Origin of the sequence: Paenibacillus agaridevorans, assembly GCF_003112455.1 — a bacterium.
Lineage (GTDB): Bacteria > Bacillota > Bacilli > Paenibacillales > Paenibacillaceae > Pristimantibacillus > Pristimantibacillus agaridevorans.
The window spans coordinates 177790-194307 of the sequence record NZ_BDQX01000458.1 but is presented as its reverse complement, the minus strand read 5'-3'; the positions used below and the strand labels follow the sequence as shown (position 1 = coordinate 194307).

General features: G+C 53.0%; 19 protein-coding genes and 1 riboswitch. All 19 genes read left to right on the top strand.

The annotated features are described in order from the left end of the window. The first annotated feature begins 28 nt into the window (after positions 1-28). Entirely contained in the window at positions 29-1156 is a 1128-nt protein-coding gene (locus PAT3040_RS34595) for a D-alanyl-D-alanine carboxypeptidase family protein (RefSeq protein WP_108996414.1), read from the top strand. Between the two features lie 164 nt (positions 1157-1320). Beyond that, positions 1321-1674 (top strand): anti-sigma F factor antagonist, encoded by a 354-nt coding sequence (gene spoIIAA / locus PAT3040_RS34590; protein ID WP_087567055.1) that lies wholly within the window; start codon positions 1321-1323, stop codon positions 1672-1674. Next, positions 1671-2117 carry an anti-sigma F factor gene (gene spoIIAB, locus PAT3040_RS34585; RefSeq protein WP_087567054.1) on the top strand — a complete coding sequence of 149 codons (447 nt, stop codon included), beginning with the start codon at positions 1671-1673 and terminating at the stop codon, positions 2115-2117. The genes spoIIAA and spoIIAB overlap by 4 nt, the downstream gene beginning before the upstream one ends. A 21-nt stretch (positions 2118-2138) precedes the next feature. After that, positions 2139-2894, top strand: coding sequence for an RNA polymerase sporulation sigma factor SigF (gene sigF / locus PAT3040_RS34580; protein WP_087567053.1), 756 nt, complete (start codon positions 2139-2141; stop codon positions 2892-2894). Between the two features lie 142 nt (positions 2895-3036). Further along, positions 3037-3699: a stage V sporulation protein AA gene (locus PAT3040_RS34575; protein ID WP_108996204.1), complete on the top strand. Its 663-nt coding sequence runs from the start codon at positions 3037-3039 to the stop codon at positions 3697-3699. Then, entirely contained in the window at positions 3692-4120 is a 429-nt protein-coding gene (locus tag PAT3040_RS34570) for a stage V sporulation protein AB (RefSeq protein WP_087567051.1), read from the top strand. The genes PAT3040_RS34575 and PAT3040_RS34570 overlap by 8 nt, the downstream gene beginning before the upstream one ends. A 46-nt stretch (positions 4121-4166) precedes the next feature. Beyond that, the gene (locus tag PAT3040_RS34565) at positions 4167-5867 is read left to right on the top strand and encodes a spore germination protein (protein ID WP_258235301.1); all 1701 of its coding nucleotides are present in this window, start codon (positions 4167-4169) and stop codon (positions 5865-5867) included. A gap of 134 nt (positions 5868-6001) precedes the next feature. After that, complete coding sequence (gene lysA / locus PAT3040_RS34560; protein WP_087567295.1) at positions 6002-7333, top strand: diaminopimelate decarboxylase; 1332 nt, start codon at positions 6002-6004, stop codon at positions 7331-7333. Positions 7334-7386: 53 nt separating this feature from the next. Further along, a complete protein-coding gene (locus PAT3040_RS34555; RefSeq protein ID WP_087567050.1) occupies positions 7387-7818 on the top strand; it encodes a peptidylprolyl isomerase in 432 nt (143 codons plus the stop codon). Between the two features lie 30 nt (positions 7819-7848). Further along, a riboswitch (FMN riboswitch) is annotated at positions 7849-8034 on the top strand. Positions 8035-8281: 247 nt separating this feature from the next. Next, positions 8282-9388: a bifunctional diaminohydroxyphosphoribosylaminopyrimidine deaminase/5-amino-6-(5-phosphoribosylamino)uracil reductase RibD gene (gene ribD, locus PAT3040_RS34550; protein WP_108996203.1), complete on the top strand. Its 1107-nt coding sequence runs from the start codon at positions 8282-8284 to the stop codon at positions 9386-9388. 17 nt (positions 9389-9405) lie between these two features. Continuing rightward, entirely contained in the window at positions 9406-10071 is a 666-nt protein-coding gene (locus PAT3040_RS34545; RefSeq protein ID WP_108996412.1) for a riboflavin synthase, read from the top strand. A 37-nt stretch (positions 10072-10108) separates the two neighbouring features. Beyond that, a complete protein-coding gene (locus PAT3040_RS34540) occupies positions 10109-11380 on the top strand; it encodes a bifunctional 3,4-dihydroxy-2-butanone-4-phosphate synthase/GTP cyclohydrolase II (RefSeq protein ID WP_108996202.1) in 1272 nt (423 codons plus the stop codon). Between the two features lie 26 nt (positions 11381-11406). After that, positions 11407-11877, top strand: a complete 471-nt coding sequence (gene ribH / locus PAT3040_RS34535) for a 6,7-dimethyl-8-ribityllumazine synthase (protein WP_087567046.1) — start codon at positions 11407-11409, stop codon at positions 11875-11877. A gap of 35 nt (positions 11878-11912) precedes the next feature. Beyond that, positions 11913-12695, top strand: coding sequence for a segregation and condensation protein A (locus PAT3040_RS34530; RefSeq protein WP_087567045.1), 783 nt, complete (start codon positions 11913-11915; stop codon positions 12693-12695). After that, positions 12664-13266: an SMC-Scp complex subunit ScpB gene (scpB, locus tag PAT3040_RS34525; RefSeq protein WP_087567044.1), complete on the top strand. Its 603-nt coding sequence runs from the start codon at positions 12664-12666 to the stop codon at positions 13264-13266. The genes PAT3040_RS34530 and scpB overlap by 32 nt, the downstream gene beginning before the upstream one ends. A 67-nt stretch (positions 13267-13333) precedes the next feature. Continuing rightward, the gene (locus tag PAT3040_RS34520) at positions 13334-14026 is read left to right on the top strand and encodes a DUF2953 domain-containing protein (protein ID WP_181377015.1); all 693 of its coding nucleotides are present in this window, start codon (positions 13334-13336) and stop codon (positions 14024-14026) included. Beyond that, complete coding sequence (gene ytfJ, locus PAT3040_RS34515) at positions 13999-14499, top strand: GerW family sporulation protein (RefSeq protein WP_087567042.1); 501 nt, start codon at positions 13999-14001, stop codon at positions 14497-14499. Before PAT3040_RS34520 ends, ytfJ begins: the two co-directional genes overlap by 28 nt. Before the next feature lie 147 nt (positions 14500-14646). After that, on the top strand, positions 14647-15732 hold the full coding sequence (locus PAT3040_RS34510; RefSeq protein ID WP_258235300.1) for a D-alanyl-D-alanine carboxypeptidase family protein: 1086 nt from the start codon (positions 14647-14649) through the stop codon (positions 15730-15732). Between the two features lie 96 nt (positions 15733-15828). Continuing rightward, complete coding sequence (locus PAT3040_RS34505) at positions 15829-16503, top strand: nucleoside recognition domain-containing protein (protein ID WP_108996200.1); 675 nt, start codon at positions 15829-15831, stop codon at positions 16501-16503. Positions 16504-16518 lie beyond the last annotated feature (15 nt).

Genomic DNA, 16518 nt, shown 5'->3' with positions numbered 1-16518 from the left:
CGTCACCATTCTTGCACTAACTGTAGCTATGGCATTTGCGCTACCGACCTTTGCCGCCGCGGAGGAAGGGGCTCCGCATATCGATCTGGCGCCATCCGCCCGCTCCGCGATTTTGATGGATGCCGACAGCGGCACGGTCATCTTTGAGAAAAACAGCCATGACCAGCTTCCCCCGGCCAGTATTACGAAGATCATGACGCTGCTCCTCGTTATGGAGGCGCTCGACAACGGTCAGCTTAAGCTGACCGACAAAGTAAGAACAAGCGAATACGCGGCTTCGATGGGCGGCTCGCAGATTTTCCTGGAACAAGGGGAGGAAATGTCGGCCGAAGACATGATTAAGGGAATCGCGCTTGCGTCCGGCAACGATGCGTCTGTCGCTATGGCCGAGAAGCTAGCAGGGACCGAGATGAACTTTGTGGCGATGATGAACGCGAAGGCTCAGGAGCTCGGCATGAAGGATACCCATTTTGTCAATCCGAACGGGCTGCCTGTACAGGGTCATTATTCGTCCGCTCACGATATCGCCATTATGTCGCGCGAGCTGCTTAAACATCAGGAAGTGACAAAGTACACGGGTCTTTACCAGGACTATTTGAGAAAGGATTCCGAGAAGCCCTTCTGGCTCGTCAACACGAATAAGCTCGTGCGATTCTATAGCGGCGCCGACGGACTTAAGACGGGTTATACAAGCGAAGCGAAATATTGTCTTTCCGCTACCGCGAAGCGCGACGACATGCGGATTATTGCAGTCGTAATGGGCGAACCCACGACGAAGCATCGCAACGTTGAAGTTTCCCAAATGTTCGATTATTCCTTTGCGCAATATATGAACTATCCCGTCATCGAAGCGGGCGACGGCATCGGCAAACTTCGGGTAGCCAAGGGCATGCAGTCCGAGCTGCCCCTAATGGCGGATCGGCCCTATAGCGTGTTATTGAAAAAGGGCACTCCGACGGCCAACATACGTTACGAGCTTAAGCTTAACGATGTCGTCAAGGCGCCTGTTGCGGCTGGAGATTCTGTAGGCAAGCTGGTCGTCTACGATGGAGATCAAGTGCTGAAGGAGTTTGCCATCACTTCGCCGGAGGATGTGGGCAAGGCTAATTGGTGGAAGATGCTGAAACGTTCCGCTTCCAGTCTGTTCAGCAATTAATATCTTATTGTGGAAGCCGCACTCCGCGCTATTTGTCAGCTTGTAGCGGTAATCTTCTAGTTTTGTCGGCATGCAGGAATACGAAGCGCTGCTGTTGAATCCCTTGTTCTATCTCGGCGATTGCATCTATGCAAGATTGACTGTGAGGGAGATGAGGAGCGTACATGAGTCTGCAAATCGAGTTGGAGCATTACCGCAACGTGTTGATTGTAAGGCTATACGGTGAGCTGGACCATCATACGGCTAACGTCGTGCGGTACAAGATGGAGGAAGCTCTCCTGAAGGACCAAGTGAATCATGTCATTCTTAGCCTCAAAGAGCTGCAATTTATGGACAGCTCGGGACTCGGCGTCATCTTGGGACGCTACAAGCAAGTAAAGAGCAAGGGCGGCAAGATGGTCGTCTGCGACATCAATCCCGGCGTAAAGCGGTTGTTCGAGCTGTCCGGGTTGTTCAAAATCATATCGGTTCACGACAACGAGAGGAACGCGATATCGTCTTTGGAGGTGGTGTCATGACAGGGAGCAACCAAATGAAGCTGACGTTCAGCGCACGCTCGGAGAATGAGGCGTTCGCCCGCGTCGCAGTGTCGGCCTTCGTCTCCCAGCTGGACCCGACGCTTGAAGAGCTGAACGATCTTAAGACCGCCGTGTCCGAGGCCGTCACGAATGCGATCATTCACGGCTACGACAACGATTCATCGCGCGAAGTCACGATTGAAGCCAGCATCGAGCGGGATACCGTCTCCATTATCGTCTCGGACGAAGGAAACGGCATTGAGGACGTAGAGCTGGCACGTCAACCATTGTACACATCGAAGCCGGAGCTCGAGCGTTCCGGAATGGGTTTTACAATCATGGAAAATTTTATGGACCATTTCGAAGTAGCGAGCCGAGTCGACGGGGGAACCCGGGTGGCGATGGTCAAGCGGATCGAATCAAAAAAAGCGCTCTATAACTAGCGCATAGGGAGGCCCAGCCTCATGAAAGCAGATATGAAGCAATCAGCCCAGCCCTATCTTGACGATGCCGAAGTCAAACGACTGATCGCGCTAAGCCAATCCGGCGACTCCGTCGCACGCGACACGTTGGTAAACTGCAATATACGCCTCGTGTGGTCCGTCGTGCAACGCTTCATGAACCGCGGCTACGAGCCGGAGGATCTGTTCCAGATCGGTTGCATCGGACTTCTGAAGTCGGTGGACAAGTTCGATCTGTCGTACGACGTCAAGTTCTCCACCTATGCGGTGCCGATGATTATCGGCGAGATCCAGCGATTCCTGCGGGACGATGGAACGCTGAAGGTAAGCCGCTCGCTCAAGGAGACGGCCAACAAGGTCCGCAAGATGAAGGATGAGCTGTCGAAGACGATGGGCAGGCTTCCGACGATCGGCGAAGTGGCGGAAGCGCTCGGCATTACGCCGGAGGATGTCGTATTCGCGCAGGAGGCGAACAAACCTCCGACCTCTATTCACGAGACGGTGTTCGAAAACGACGGCGATCCCATCACGCTGATGGATCAAATCGCCGACGACTCGCAAGAGCGCTGGTTCGATAAGCTTGCCCTCGAGGAAGCGATCGAAGGACTTAGCGAGCGCGAACGGCTAATCGTGTTCCTCCGGTATTATAGGGACAAGACGCAATCCGAGGTTGCAAGCAGGCTCGGCATCTCGCAAGTGCAAGTATCGCGGCTGGAGAAAAAAATATTGCAGTCCATCAGGGACCAAATCGCTCAATAGCGGTTTGGTTCCTTTTTTGATTTGAAGGCGCATGCCTGCAATATTGTTTGAAATTGGTTGAGTATCCTAATCCTTCGCGTCCCATACTAACGTTGAAAACAGCATAACAAGATTTTGCTTATGCAGAAGGGATGATCCAGAGATGGGCGAGAAGGTCCAATCCGTTATCTATCTGCGATTGAAAAAAAGAATATACATCAAGCCGCATCATATGGTCACGCTGGGGCAGGTTGCCCGGCTTCTCACGGACGAAGATGAGCTGGCGCAAAGGCTGGCCGCGCTCCCGCTCTACGATCATCGCAAAAGCGACGGGAACCGGGTTGTCATCGATCTCCTGCAGATCGTCAAAAAAATACGCGGCGAGATAGAGAACGTCACTGTGGAGGCCTATGGAGACCCGCAGGTGCTGATCATGGTGGCGGACAAACCGGTCAAGCCGAGATATCTCATGCTGGTGCTGTCCTGGCTGCTGCTTTTTTTTGGCGCCGGTCTTGCGATCATGAACTTTCACACGGATGTCAGCATGAGGGAGGTACATATCCGGATCGTCGAGCTTATTACGGGCGAACGGGTGGAGCACCCGCTATGGTTCCAAATCCCGTATTCGCTAGGCATTGGTCTCGGGATGGTGCTGTTTTTCAACCACATTTTCCGCAAGAGGTTCAATGAGGAACCAAACCCGCTGGAAGTAGAGCTGTACATGTATCAGGAGAATATGAATGCTTATGTCATTGCAGACGAGATCCGCAAGCAGGCCGATTATGACCAGATACGCAAAGGCGGAGGCGGTGTTCGCAATGATTAGGGCAGTGGAAAATCTATTTATCGCCGTCCTGGGGGTCGCGGGAGGGCTTGCGGTAGGGAGCGGGCTTGTGGCTCTGCTTATCGTGTTCGATCTTGTGCCCCGGCTTGCGCAGCTGTCCCGCGCGTTCCGGTTGTCAATCTGGTTCGAGACGGCGATCGTGTGCGGCTCGCTGTATTGGACGTTCGCCGACTTTATGGATTGGAAGTTGCGTCTGCCGTCCGCATTCGCTCTGGCGGGATCCGGACTCCTTGACGGGATGTTTGTAGGGATGCTTGCTGCCGCGCTGACGGAGGTCATAAATGTACTGCCTATTCTGGCTAAACGGCTTGGTTTATCCGCCTACATGTTCGGCCTTGTGATGGCCATGGTGCTCGGCAAAACAGTTGGCTCGTTGTTCGACTGGCTGGTGTTCCAATGGTAATTCGAGAGCAGCTGAAGCGGTAATATTTCAGAGGGATAAGGACGAGGTGAGAAAAGTGGCGAATACGGACAATGAAAAGTTCGACGGTCAAGATAAAGGATCTGAAGAAGTCATGGCGTTTTTGTCGGATGACAAAGGAGAAGCTGCGGCAGGTCGTTCGCGACAGCAGGAGGAGGGGGAAGAGGATCGGCAGGCAGGCGGAGGACCGGAGAGCCATGATGAAATCTCCGACAATGGCGAAGTGACCAGTGCGGGTGGTCGCAAGTGGAATGAGCAGGAAACGTCAAACCAGCCCATCCCCGAACATCTGGACGATGTGCTGGAGAAGCTTAAAACGGATGTCGGCTACGGCACAAGCTTTGATATCGTCGTAAGGGAAATGACCTTCGGAGAGAGACGGACGGCATTATTTTGCCTAAATGGATTGTCCAAGGATGATCTGCTGACAGAAGTGCTCAAGCGGCTCACTTACCTGCATCCCGACGATCTAAGCAGCGATGCGGTGCATGCCTTCGTGGATCTCTATGTCCCTGCCGCACAGGTAGACAGGGAAGAGGATTGGGACAAGCTGGTCAACAGCGTTCTTGCCGGGGGCTCCGCTTTGTTTATCGACGGCGAGACTACAGCGCTTAAGATCGATGCGAAGAATCTTCCCGCGCGCGGTCCGGAGGAGCCTTCGCTGGAGAAGGTCGTAAGGGGCAGCCGCGACGGCTTTATCGAGACGTTGATGGTCAACATCTCGCTTGTCCGGCGGAGGCTTCGCGATCCCAAGCTTCGTTACGAGCTGATCCAAATCGGCGAGCGAACGAAAACGGATGTCTGCATTGCCTATATCGATGACATCGTGGACAATCAGCTGCTGGAGTCGATCAAGGATAAGATTTCCAAGGTCAAGGTGGACGGCTTGCCGCTGGCGGACAAGCAGTTGGAGGAGGCGACCATCAAGCGGGGCTGGAGCCCCTTCCCGCTGGTACGTTACTCGGAACGGCCGGACACCGTCGCCGCGCATCTTCTCGAGGGAGCCGTAGCCGTATTCGTCGACACGTCGCCATCCGTCATGACACTTCCCACGACGTATACGGATCTGATGCAGCATGCCGAAGAAAATCGCCAGACGCCGTTTATAGGTACTTACCTTCGCTGGGTGAGGTTCGCCGGCGTTTTCGCATCGCTGTTTATGCTGCCGTTATGGTTGCTGTTCGTCCTGCATCCCGAATACAAGCCTGCCATGCTGGAGTTTCTGGGGCCAAGCGAGATGGGCAAAATACCGCTGTTCGTCCAGTTCTTGTTGGCCGAAATCGGAATAGATCTCATGCGTATGGCATCCGTCCACACCCCTTCTTCCCTGGCCACCGCGATGTCGCTCGTAGCGGCCATCCTGATCGGGGACATCGCAGTAAAGACAGGCGTATTCGTGAATGAAGTCATTCTATATATGGCGATTGCGGCAGTAGGCATGTTCGCCACGCCAAGCTATGAGCTGGGACTTGCGAACCGGATCGTGCGGCTAGTGCTGCTGGCGGCCGTGGCCGCTTTCAGCGTGCCGGGGCTTGTCGTCAGCACGACAATTATCGTGCTTTTGCTGACGATCGAACGGTCTATGAACCGTCCGTACATGTGGCCGATCATTCCCTTTGACGCAAAGGCGATGCTCAGCATTATTTTCCGTCAGCCGCTGCTCTATAACCGCAAACGTCCCAATATTTTAAGGCCAAAGCAGATCAATAAAATGCCCAGTACGGAATAGAAGCCCAAAAAATACAAATGAAATGCGTATTTATCCATTTCGGACAACAACGTTTTGCGTTATACTGATGCCATAAGATGCAAATCATATCCGCTGGCAAGCAAGGCGGCGGAGAAAGACGAGGGGAAAACAATATGTATCTGCATGGTACCAGCACAATTAACGCAAATGGCCATCTTGAAATTGGAGGGCGTGACGTTGCCGATCTGGCAAAGGAGTTCGGCACCCCGTTATATATCGTTGACGAGACGCTTGTTCGTCAGCGCGCAAAAGAATACGTAGAAGCATTTAAAGCATCGGGACTTAAATTCCAGGTCGCTTACGCCAGCAAAGCGTTTAGCGTCATGGCCATGTGCTCCATCGCCGAGCAGGAAGGCTTGTCGCTGGACGTCGTGTCCGACGGCGAGCTGTATACGGCGCTGCAAGCCGGCTTCCCGGCTCATCGCATTCACTTCCATGGCAACAACAAAACGCCGGACGAGATCGAGATGGCTCTCGACGCCGAGATCGGCTGCTTCGTTGTGGACAACTTCCACGAGCTTGCTCTGCTTAACGCCATAGCAGGCGAGAAGGGCAAAAAGGTAAATATTCTGCTTCGCATTACGCCGGGCGTAGAAGCGCATACGCATGACTATATTTCGACGGGACAACAGGATTCCAAGTTCGGCTTCGATCTTGGCAATGGCGCGGCAAAGCAAGCCATCGAGCAAGCGGTCGCCCTTCCTAACCTGGAAGTGCTCGGCGTACATTCCCATATCGGTTCCCAAATTTTCGAGGTGGAAGGCTTCCGCATGGCAGTGGACAAGGTTGCCGGGTTCGCGGTATCCATTCGCTCCGAGCTGGGGCTGACGTTCAAGGTGATTAACCTGGGCGGAGGTTTCGGCATCCGTTACGTCGATGGCGACACGCCGCTGCCGATCAGCGAATACGTCGAAGCCATTACCGGTGCGATCAAGTCCAATTTCTCCGCAGCCGACTTCCCGCTGCCGGAGATCTGGGTAGAGCCTGGCCGCAGCATGGTTGGCGATGCAGGCACGACGCTGTACACAATTGGGACAAGCAAAAACATTCCGGGCGTGCGCAAATACATTGCCGTTGACGGCGGCATGACGGACAACCCGCGTCCCGCACTGTATCAATCCCGCTACGAGGCGGTTCTTGCAAACCGTGCTAACGAAGCGGCTGAGGAGACCGTATCCATCGCGGGCAAGTGCTGCGAGAGCGGCGATATGCTGATCTGGGATCTAGAGCTTCCGAAGGCAGAAAGCGGCGATTTGCTCGCGGTATTCTGCACGGGCGCCTACAATTACGCCATGGCAAGCAACTATAACCGGATTCGTCGTCCGGCCGTCGTCTTCGTAAAAGACGGCGAAGCGGACCTCGTTGTAAAGCGCGAATCGCTTGATAATATCGTATGCAACGACGTTATTCCGGCAAGACTGCAGAAATCCCCCCTTGCGAAATAAGGACGGAATTGGTAACGTAGTCATATACGGAATAAGAAAGGTAGATGACAATCATGGCAAAACAAGCAAAAATCAAATTGGCAAGCGGCGGAGAGGTCCAATTGGAGCTGTTCGACCAGGATGCACCCAATACGGTAGCCAACTTCGAGAAATTGGCAAACGAAGGTTTCTATAACGGTCTTTCGTTCCATCGCGTCATCCCCGGTTTCGTCGCGCAAGGCGGTTGCCCGACTGGCAACGGCACAGGCGGCCCTGGCTATCAAATCAACTGCGAGATCAACCCGAACAAACACGAGCGCGGCACGCTTGCGATGGCCCATGCAGGCCGTAACACAGGCGGAAGCCAATTCTATATTTGCTACCAGCCGCAGCCGCATCTGGACGGCGGCCATACGGTTTTCGGCAAAGTAACCAAAGGCATGGAACATGTGGACGCCCTTAAAGGCGGAGACAAAATGGAAAAGGTTGAAGTTTTAAACGATTAGTGTTAAGATGTCACTAACTTAATGTAATCAGCTTTCCTTCGGGGCAGGGTGAAATTCCCAACCGGCGGTGATCGGGAGAAGGGAACAAGTCGTTATACGGCTTCGTTTCCCGCCTCCGTCAGTCCGTGACCCGGGCCGAATCTCACAAGAGAACGGAACGGTGGACCTGGTGCAAATCCGGGACCGACAGTATAGTCTGGATGGGAGAAGGAGAAGCTTCGGCATTTGTTGTCTGTTTAAATGCTCACCTTTGTGCATCATTTCACAAAGGTGTCTATTAGGCAGATAAACATTAAGGGTACGGGTGTATTCGTATTGGCTTATTTGTATATGTCCGCTTGCGCTCATGTACAAAATTGGCTTGAAATGCGATAGTCCGTGGCCTTATTTCGTCGTAGTTTTTCTGTCTTTTCTCACATCCTCCTGTCGGCAAGCGATGCCGGAAGGGGGATTTTTTGCATACATGCTGGATGTTCTGAACGATGAATATTATATGCGACTTGCTCTCGACCTTGCCGCCAAGGCGGCGGGACAAACCGAAATTAATCCCGTAGTCGGATGCGTCGTTGTAAAAGGCGGCCGCATTGTCGGGCTTGGCGCCCATCTTCGCCGCGGAGAGGGCCATGCAGAGGTACATGCGCTAGCGATGGCAGGCGGCGAGGCGGAGGGCTCGACCGTCTATGTCACGCTGGAGCCATGCAGCCATCATGGCAAAACGCCGCCGTGCTGCGACCGCATTATCGCGGCCAAGGCGGCAAGAGTCGTCGTTGCGGCAACTGATCCTAATCCCAAGGTTGCAGGGAGAGGCATAACGAGACTTCGCGAACACGGCATTGAGGTGGATGTCGGACTTCTGGAAGCGGAGTCGACGTTAATGAACGAGAAGTTCAATGCCTTTATTACAACAGGCATGCCGTTTGTGACGCTAAAGACCGCCAGTACATTGGACGGACGCGTAGCGAGCCGTACGGGACATAGTCAATGGGTGACGGGCCCCGTCGCCAGAGAACAGGTACACTTGCTGCGGCATCAGCATCAAGGCATTATGGTCGGCATTGGCACGGTGGTTGCGGATGATCCGCTATTGACTACCCGAACGGCTGTGACGGGTCTGCATCCCGCCCGCATCGTCGTCGATTCCAGATTGACGTTGCCGCTGGACGCCCGCGTCGTTGCCGACAAAACGGCAAGGACGATCGTGCTCGCTGCGGAAGGCTGCGACGAGGAGAAGCGGCGTCTTCTGGAGGCGGAAGGCGTAGAGGTTATTCCTTGCGGCACAGGCCCTCTCGTGGATCTGCGTATCGGCATGCGCAAGCTGGCGGAGAGGGATATCGGCTCGATTTTGCTGGAAGGCGGAGGCAAGCTTAACGGCGCCATGCTGGAAGCGGAGCTGATTCACAAAATCATTTTATATATGGCTCCGAAACTGATCGGCGGCGATGAAGCGCCGCAAAGCTTCCGTTTCCAGGGCAGAGAACATATGAGCGATGCCATCGAGCTGGAACGAATGTCGGTTGAGATGGCGGGCAGCGATATTGTGATTAAGGGTTATCCCGTGTACAAACGGTAGGAGAGGGGATGCGGCTTATGTTTACCGGATTGGTTGAAGAAGTGGGACGAATGAAAAACGTCTACCGACAGGGCGAAGCCATGATGCTGACTATCGGCGCCTCGATCGTGACGCAAGGGGCTGCTCTGGGCGACAGCATCTCGGTTAACGGCGTATGTTTAACTGTTACGTCGTACGACAGGGCCTCGTTTACGGCGGATGTGATGCCGGAGACGTACAGAAAGTCGACCTTGCACTTGTTGAAGCCCGGAGATCCCATCAATCTGGAGCGGGCCATGGCCGTCGGCTCAAGATTCGGTGGACACATTGTTCAGGGACATATCGATGGAACGGGCAAGGTAACCTCCAGAACAGTCGATGCCAATGCCGTCGTGTTCCGCATTGAAGCGAAATCGGGCGATTTGATGAGATACATTATTCCTAAAGGCTCCATAACGATTGACGGCATCAGCTTGACGGTTGTAGAAGCGGACGGAGACGGATTTTCCGTCTCGATTATACCCCACACGTTGGCCGAGACGGCGCTCGCTCACCGGCAACCTGGTGACAACGTCAATCTCGAGACCGACATTATCGGCAAGTATGTAGATCATTTGCTTCATTATCGCAACGCCGAGAAGTCTGCAGCGGCTCCGTCATCCCGTATTTCCACTGAATACTTAAGCCGTCATGGATTTATATAAATGAGAGTTCAGCTTCATCCCAAAAGGAGTGAAACCGATGAATAGAGAGAATAGCATATTCAATACCATTGAAGAAGCGGTAGCCGATCTGATGCAGGGACGTCCCGTCATCGTGGTCGATGACGAAGACAGGGAAAATGAAGGCGACTTGATCGCGCTTGCCGATAAGGCGACTCCCGAAGTTATCAACTTTATGATTAGCGAAGCGCGCGGTCTCGTCTGTGTGCCAATTACGGCGGAAAGAGCGGAAGAGCTTGATCTCCCGCCAATGGTCACGCATAATACAGATTATCACGGTACGGCTTTTACCGTATCGGTCGATTATAACTCGACGACGACGGGCATATCGGCTTATGAACGCTCGTTGACCGTCAAGGCGCTGATTGACCCTTCGGTGCGCGCTTCGGACTTCCGCAGGCCGGGACATATTTTCCCGCTTATTGCGAAGGCTGGTGGCGTACTTCGCCGCGCCGGTCATACCGAAGCGGCGATCGATCTGGCAACGCTCAGCGGTTCAAGCCCGGCAGCCGTTATTTGCGAAATTATTAAGGAAGACGGAACGATGGCCAGACTGCCGGATCTGGAGGAATTCAAGAACAAACATGGACTTAAGCTTGTCACGATCCAGGAGCTGATCCGTTACCGCAATGAGAAAGAGAAGCTGGTAGACCGGGTTGTGGATGTTCGGATGCCTACCGACTTCGGCGAATTCCGGGCTATTGCTTATACGAATCAACTGGATGACAAAGAACATGTCGCGCTTGTAAAAGGCGAGATCGAGCCTGGCGAACCTTTGCTTGTACGCGTGCATTCGGAATGTTTGACGGGCGATGTCTTCCATTCGCATCGCTGCGACTGCGGACCTCAGCTGGAGGCGGCGCTGAAGCAGATCGATGCTGCCGGCAGCGGCGTGCTTCTGTACATGCGCCAGGAAGGCAGGGGCATTGGCCTTATTAACAAACTTAAAGCTTATGCATTGCAGGAGCAGGGGTTCGATACCGTGGAGGCGAATATTAAGCTGGGATTTGCTCCGGACTTGCGGGAATATGGCATTGGCGCTCAGATTTTAAGAGATCTCGGCATTACGAAGATGCGGCTCCTTACAAACAATCCACGCAAGATTACCGGCTTGGAGGGCTACGGCATCGAAGTCGTGGAGCGAGTGCCGATCCAGATGGAAGCGAGCGCGGACAACCTTAATTATTTGCGGACGAAAAAGGCGAAGCTTGGACATCTCCTGCGCCCAGAAGGACTGGAACAGCACGCGGTTCGGACACAAGGCGTTGATTCGTCCGGAAACATCTCATAATCGAAATCGAGAGGAAGCGAAAAACAATGGCGAAAATTTATGAAGGACATTTAGTATCGCAAGGGTTAAAATATGGAGTAGTCGTAGGCAGATTTAATGAATTCATCAGCGGCAAGCTGCTAAGCGGAGCGCTCGATGGATTCAAACGCCACGGCGCAGGCGAAGACGATGTTGAAGTGGCTTGGGTGCCGGGAGCTTTCGAGATCCCGCTTATCGCACAAAAGATGGCCGAAAGCGGCAAATACGACGCCGTCATTACACTTGGCGCGGTTATCCGCGGGTCCACTCCGCACTTCGACTATGTGTGCAATGAGGCAGCCAAAGGCGTAGCTTCCATTGCGCTTAAGACCGGCGTACCGACGATCTTCGGCGTTCTGACGGTGGATTCAATCGAACAGGCGATCGAGCGTGCGGGCACGAAGGCCGGCAACAAAGGCTACGAAGCGGCAGTATCGGCCGTGGAGATGGCGAATTTGACTAAACAGCTGCAAGGTTAATTGAAGCAGCTGCAATTGTTGGGGAGGTCACGCAAGTGTCCGTGCTTTACAAGCTTGAATCGTTTGAGGGACCGCTTGATTTGCTCCTCCATCTCATCGACAAGTCGGAAATCGATATCCACGAAATTTCCATCAGCGAGATTACCGAGCAATATATGGAATATCTTCACGCCTTGAAGGAGCTGGAGCTGGAAGTGACCAGCGAATTTCTGGTCATGGCCGCAACATTGCTGGCCATCAAAAGCAAGCAGCTCCTGCCGAAACCTCCCGTTTTCGAAGAGGATTATGGCGACTGGTATGAGGACGACGGCATCGATTCCAGGGATGATCTTATTCAAAAGCTGATCGAATACAAGAAGTTCAAGCAGATCGCGGAGCAGCTGCGCGAGAAGGAATTCGAGCGCAGTCTTGTCTTCTCCCGGGAGCCCGAGGATATGACGCCGTTCTTGACCGAGGTCAAGGTGAACCCGCTGGAAGGTCTTCATGTATCCGATCTCGTCGCAGCGTTCCAGAGAGCGCTGCGCAAGGCTGCAAGGCGCAATGTCATTGCGACTGTTCAACGGGACGAGATATCCGTCAAGGATCGTATTCGTGATATCGTCGAAGTGCTTAGGCAATTCGAAACGGTAAGATTCTCCAAGCTGATCAGGGAGAATATGGACAAACACGAGATCGTCGTCACTTTCCTGGCGATATTGGAGCTCATGAAGATGAAGCATATTCGCTGCTTCCAGCATGGACTCTTCGACGATATTGTTATTCATTGGAGAGGGGAAGCAGAGAACGATGGATTTTCAGAAATTGAAGTCGATTATTGAAGGATTGCTGTTTATGGCAGGGGACGAGGGACTTACGAAGCGCCAATTGTCCGATATTATGGAGCTGGATGCGGAATTTTCCGCAGATCTTGTCTACGATCTGCAGCGTGACCTGGAGAGAGAAGAGCGGGGCATCCAAATAACGGAGGTTGCCGGCGCCTTTCGCATGACGACGAACTCCGAGCATACGCCATATTTCGAACGTATGGCATATACGCCAACCCGCTCGCAGCTGTCGCAAGCAGCTTTGGAGACGTTGTCGATCGTCGCTTACCGCCAGCCGATTACTCGGATCGATATTGAAGAAATCCGGGGCGTTAAGACGGATCGAGCCATTCAATCGCTTGTCTCGAAGGATCTTATCGAGGAGGTCGGAAGAGCGGAAGCAATCGGCAGGCCGATCCTGTACGGCACAACGAAGTCATTTCTTGATTATTTCGGACTGCCTTCTATCAAAGAGCTTCCAGAGCCGAAGCATGTCGATATCGACGATGCGCTGGACGAGCAGACACAAATGTTGTTCGAACGTCTGGACGGACGACAGATGACGATAGAGGAATTAAAAGATTAAAGTATGAATACCAGCCGCTAAGGCCAATACTATTTTAAGCCTGTATATGGGAACGGAGGAAGGCGTCATGTTTTCTCACCCTTATGGCTGGATAGCGGCCGGCGGCTTTTTGATTTCTTTGCTGACGATAACGGTGTGCGCTTCCCGGGTTATTATCATAGCGCATGCGAAACGAATTGGAAGCAATGACGATGCGGAAGTGCGAATCCGAGCGTTATTCGGCCTGATCAAATTCAAATATCAAATTCCCACGGCGAAGCTGGAAGGATTGGCCATCAAGGTTCAGGAGGAAATCAGCACTCAGCATGCTGCTGGACGCGGCACTTGGAAGGAATATAACGACGAAATAAACCCGGAGAAGGTCGTTAGCTCCATCGAGAAGATGAAGCAGGTGCTTCAATTAACGAGAGATTTGACAGGCTGGCTCAGAAAAACGATGACGAAGGTCGAACTGACCAAATGGAATTGGTCGACGTCAATCGGGACAGGCGACGCGATGTGGACGGCGATGGCTACCGGCGTCGTCTGGTCTGTGCAGTCTTCAGTGCTTGGCGTCTTGTCGCAATTCCTTCAATTGAAGGCGGAGCCCGTCATGACGGTCAATCCGCTTTTCAACCGTTCCGCATTCGCTACCGAATGGTCGTGCATAGCCCAAATCCGGTTCGGTTATGCTATCCTTGCCGGACTGCAACTGCTGCATCGCATGAAGAAATCGAAAGGAGGCGTCAAAGCATGGCAGAACATCCTATCCAAGGCCTAATGCAAACCGCTATGGAAAATATCAAGGAAATGGTTGACGTCAATACAATTGTGGGGGATCCGGTTCAGACGCCGGACGGCAGCATAATTATGCCGATCAGCAAAGTAGGCTTCGGCTTCGTTGCCGGCGGCAGCGATATTCGCTTGGATTCGAACGAGCACAACAACAGCAATGCCGGCAAAGATGCGCACAATGCGCAAGTCGCGATGCCGTTTGGCGGCGGGAGCGGCGGAGGCGTATCGATTACGCCGATCGCATTTCTCGTAGTCGGTACGCACGGGGTCAAAATCGTGCCTCTCGACAACCAAACCCATCTCATGGAACGTATTATCGATTCGGCGCCGGGCGTTTTTGACAAAATCCAGACGATGGTCAAGCGTAACAACCATCAGACGCACGCGAGCGTGGATTTTGGGGATACCGCCGCGGCTATCCTCGATGATGTAAAAGATACGACGACCTATAACGGTTAATCGGAGAACTGCCCGAAAGGGCAGTTTTTCTATTTTTGACGTCATATGGCCCGTCTACCCATGAGGGTACAAGCATATACTATGCCGAGGAAGGAATTAGTCCATTCCGGCATCTTAGCGTTCGCAACGGGAGGAGTCCATACAACAATGATTGGAAGTATACGAAGTTACATGCGGTATACCGTCGTACTGTTAGTCTGTACTCTGCTGGCTGCCATGGTCATCATGCCCGCAAATCAAGCAATGGCCGTGCCGTCCATCGAGACGAATGCAAAAGCATCCGCCTTGATCGACGTCGCATCGGGGCGGATTCTGTACAGCAGCAATGGCGATACGCCAATGCGAATTGCAAGCTTGACGAAAATTATGACGGCTATCGTCGCAATCGAGCACGGCAATTTGGATGATATGGTGAAGACGCCCAAACGTGCCGTCGGCAAGGAGGGTTCGTCGATTTATCTGCAGCTTGGAGAAGAGATGACCTTGCACAACATGCTGTACGGACTAATGCTTCGATCGGGAAATGACGCCGCTACGGCGATTGCCGAGCATGTCGGCGGCTCGGAAGAGGGATTCGTGCATTTGATGAACGAGAAGGCGGCATTGCTGGGTCTGGCTAACAGCTCGTACAAAAATCCGCATGGATTGGACGAAGAAGGCCATTATTCCTCTGCCAATGATCTTGCCAAGCTGACGGCCTACGCGATTAAAAACGAATATTTCGCGGAGATCGTTCGGACGAAGGTTAAGCAGGTGCCGAACCCTCACGACAGCTGGAATTATGCCTGGAAGAACAAAAACAAAATGCTCACTTTGTATGAAGGGGCGGACGGAGTGAAAACAGGGTATACCAAAAAATCGTTCCGATGCCTTGTCAGCTCCGCCACACGCGCCGGGCAGCAGCTCGCCGCTGTGACAATTAATGACGGAGATGACTGGAACGATCACAGCCAAATGCTGGACTGGGGATTTCAATATTATCCACTTCAGACAATCGCAAGCCAAGGTGAAGCCGTTGCCGGATATCCCTATGAGCTTGGCGGGACGTTTCGATATCCGCTCGAAGAGAACGAGCGGGATTCCATACGTACAAAACTTACGTTGGCAGATCCATCAAGCATGGGTTATGCACTCGGAGAAAGAGGGCTTCTCGAATTTGAGATGGGAGGACATACGATCGGTTCCGTACCGGTATATGAACCTGGGGACATCCGTTTGAGGTCAAGAAAATAGATGCAGAAAAGTTATGTCACTGCCTGTCAGGCCGGAGGGAGAACGGCTTGACGGGAAGACATGGCGGAAGCAGGAAGTATGGGGAGGTTTTGCGCTTTGGTGAATTGGATCTGGTTGTTCTTTATCGTGGCTAGTGTTGCGGTTGCTGCGGTTAACGGACGAATGGACGAAGTGACGGCGGCTGCGTTCGACGGAGCTAAGTCCGGAGTGACAGTCAGCTTTGGCCTTATAAGCATTATGGTGTTCTGGATGGGGATGATGCGCATTGCCGAGGACGCCGGACTGCTGCAAAAGCTGGCGCGAATGCTGGGCCCAATCGTGCGCTGGTTATTCCCTGATGTTCCAAAGGATCATCCGGCAATCGGGTATATTATGAGCAATCTGAGCGCTAATATTTTCGGCCTCGGCAATGCGGCTACACCAATGGGGATCAAGGCGATGCAGGAGCTGCAGAAGCTTAATCCCGACAAGGATACGGCGACGCCGGCCATGTGCACGTTGCTTGCGCTTAATACATCAAGTGTTACGCTTGTTCCTACGACGATCATTGCCATTCGAATGAATTACGATTCCGCTAATCCCGCAGAAATCATAGGCACAACGCTCGTGGCAACGGCAATTGCGACGGGAGCGGCTATCCTCGCCGATCGTTGGTACAGAAGCTGTTCTTCATCGCCGCCCGCTAATCCTTCCATACATAACAAGAAACAAACAAATGCAACCAAACCAGCCTCCGTATCTGATGGTATTGGGGGTGGAGGATTTGTATGACGTATTTTCCAAGCT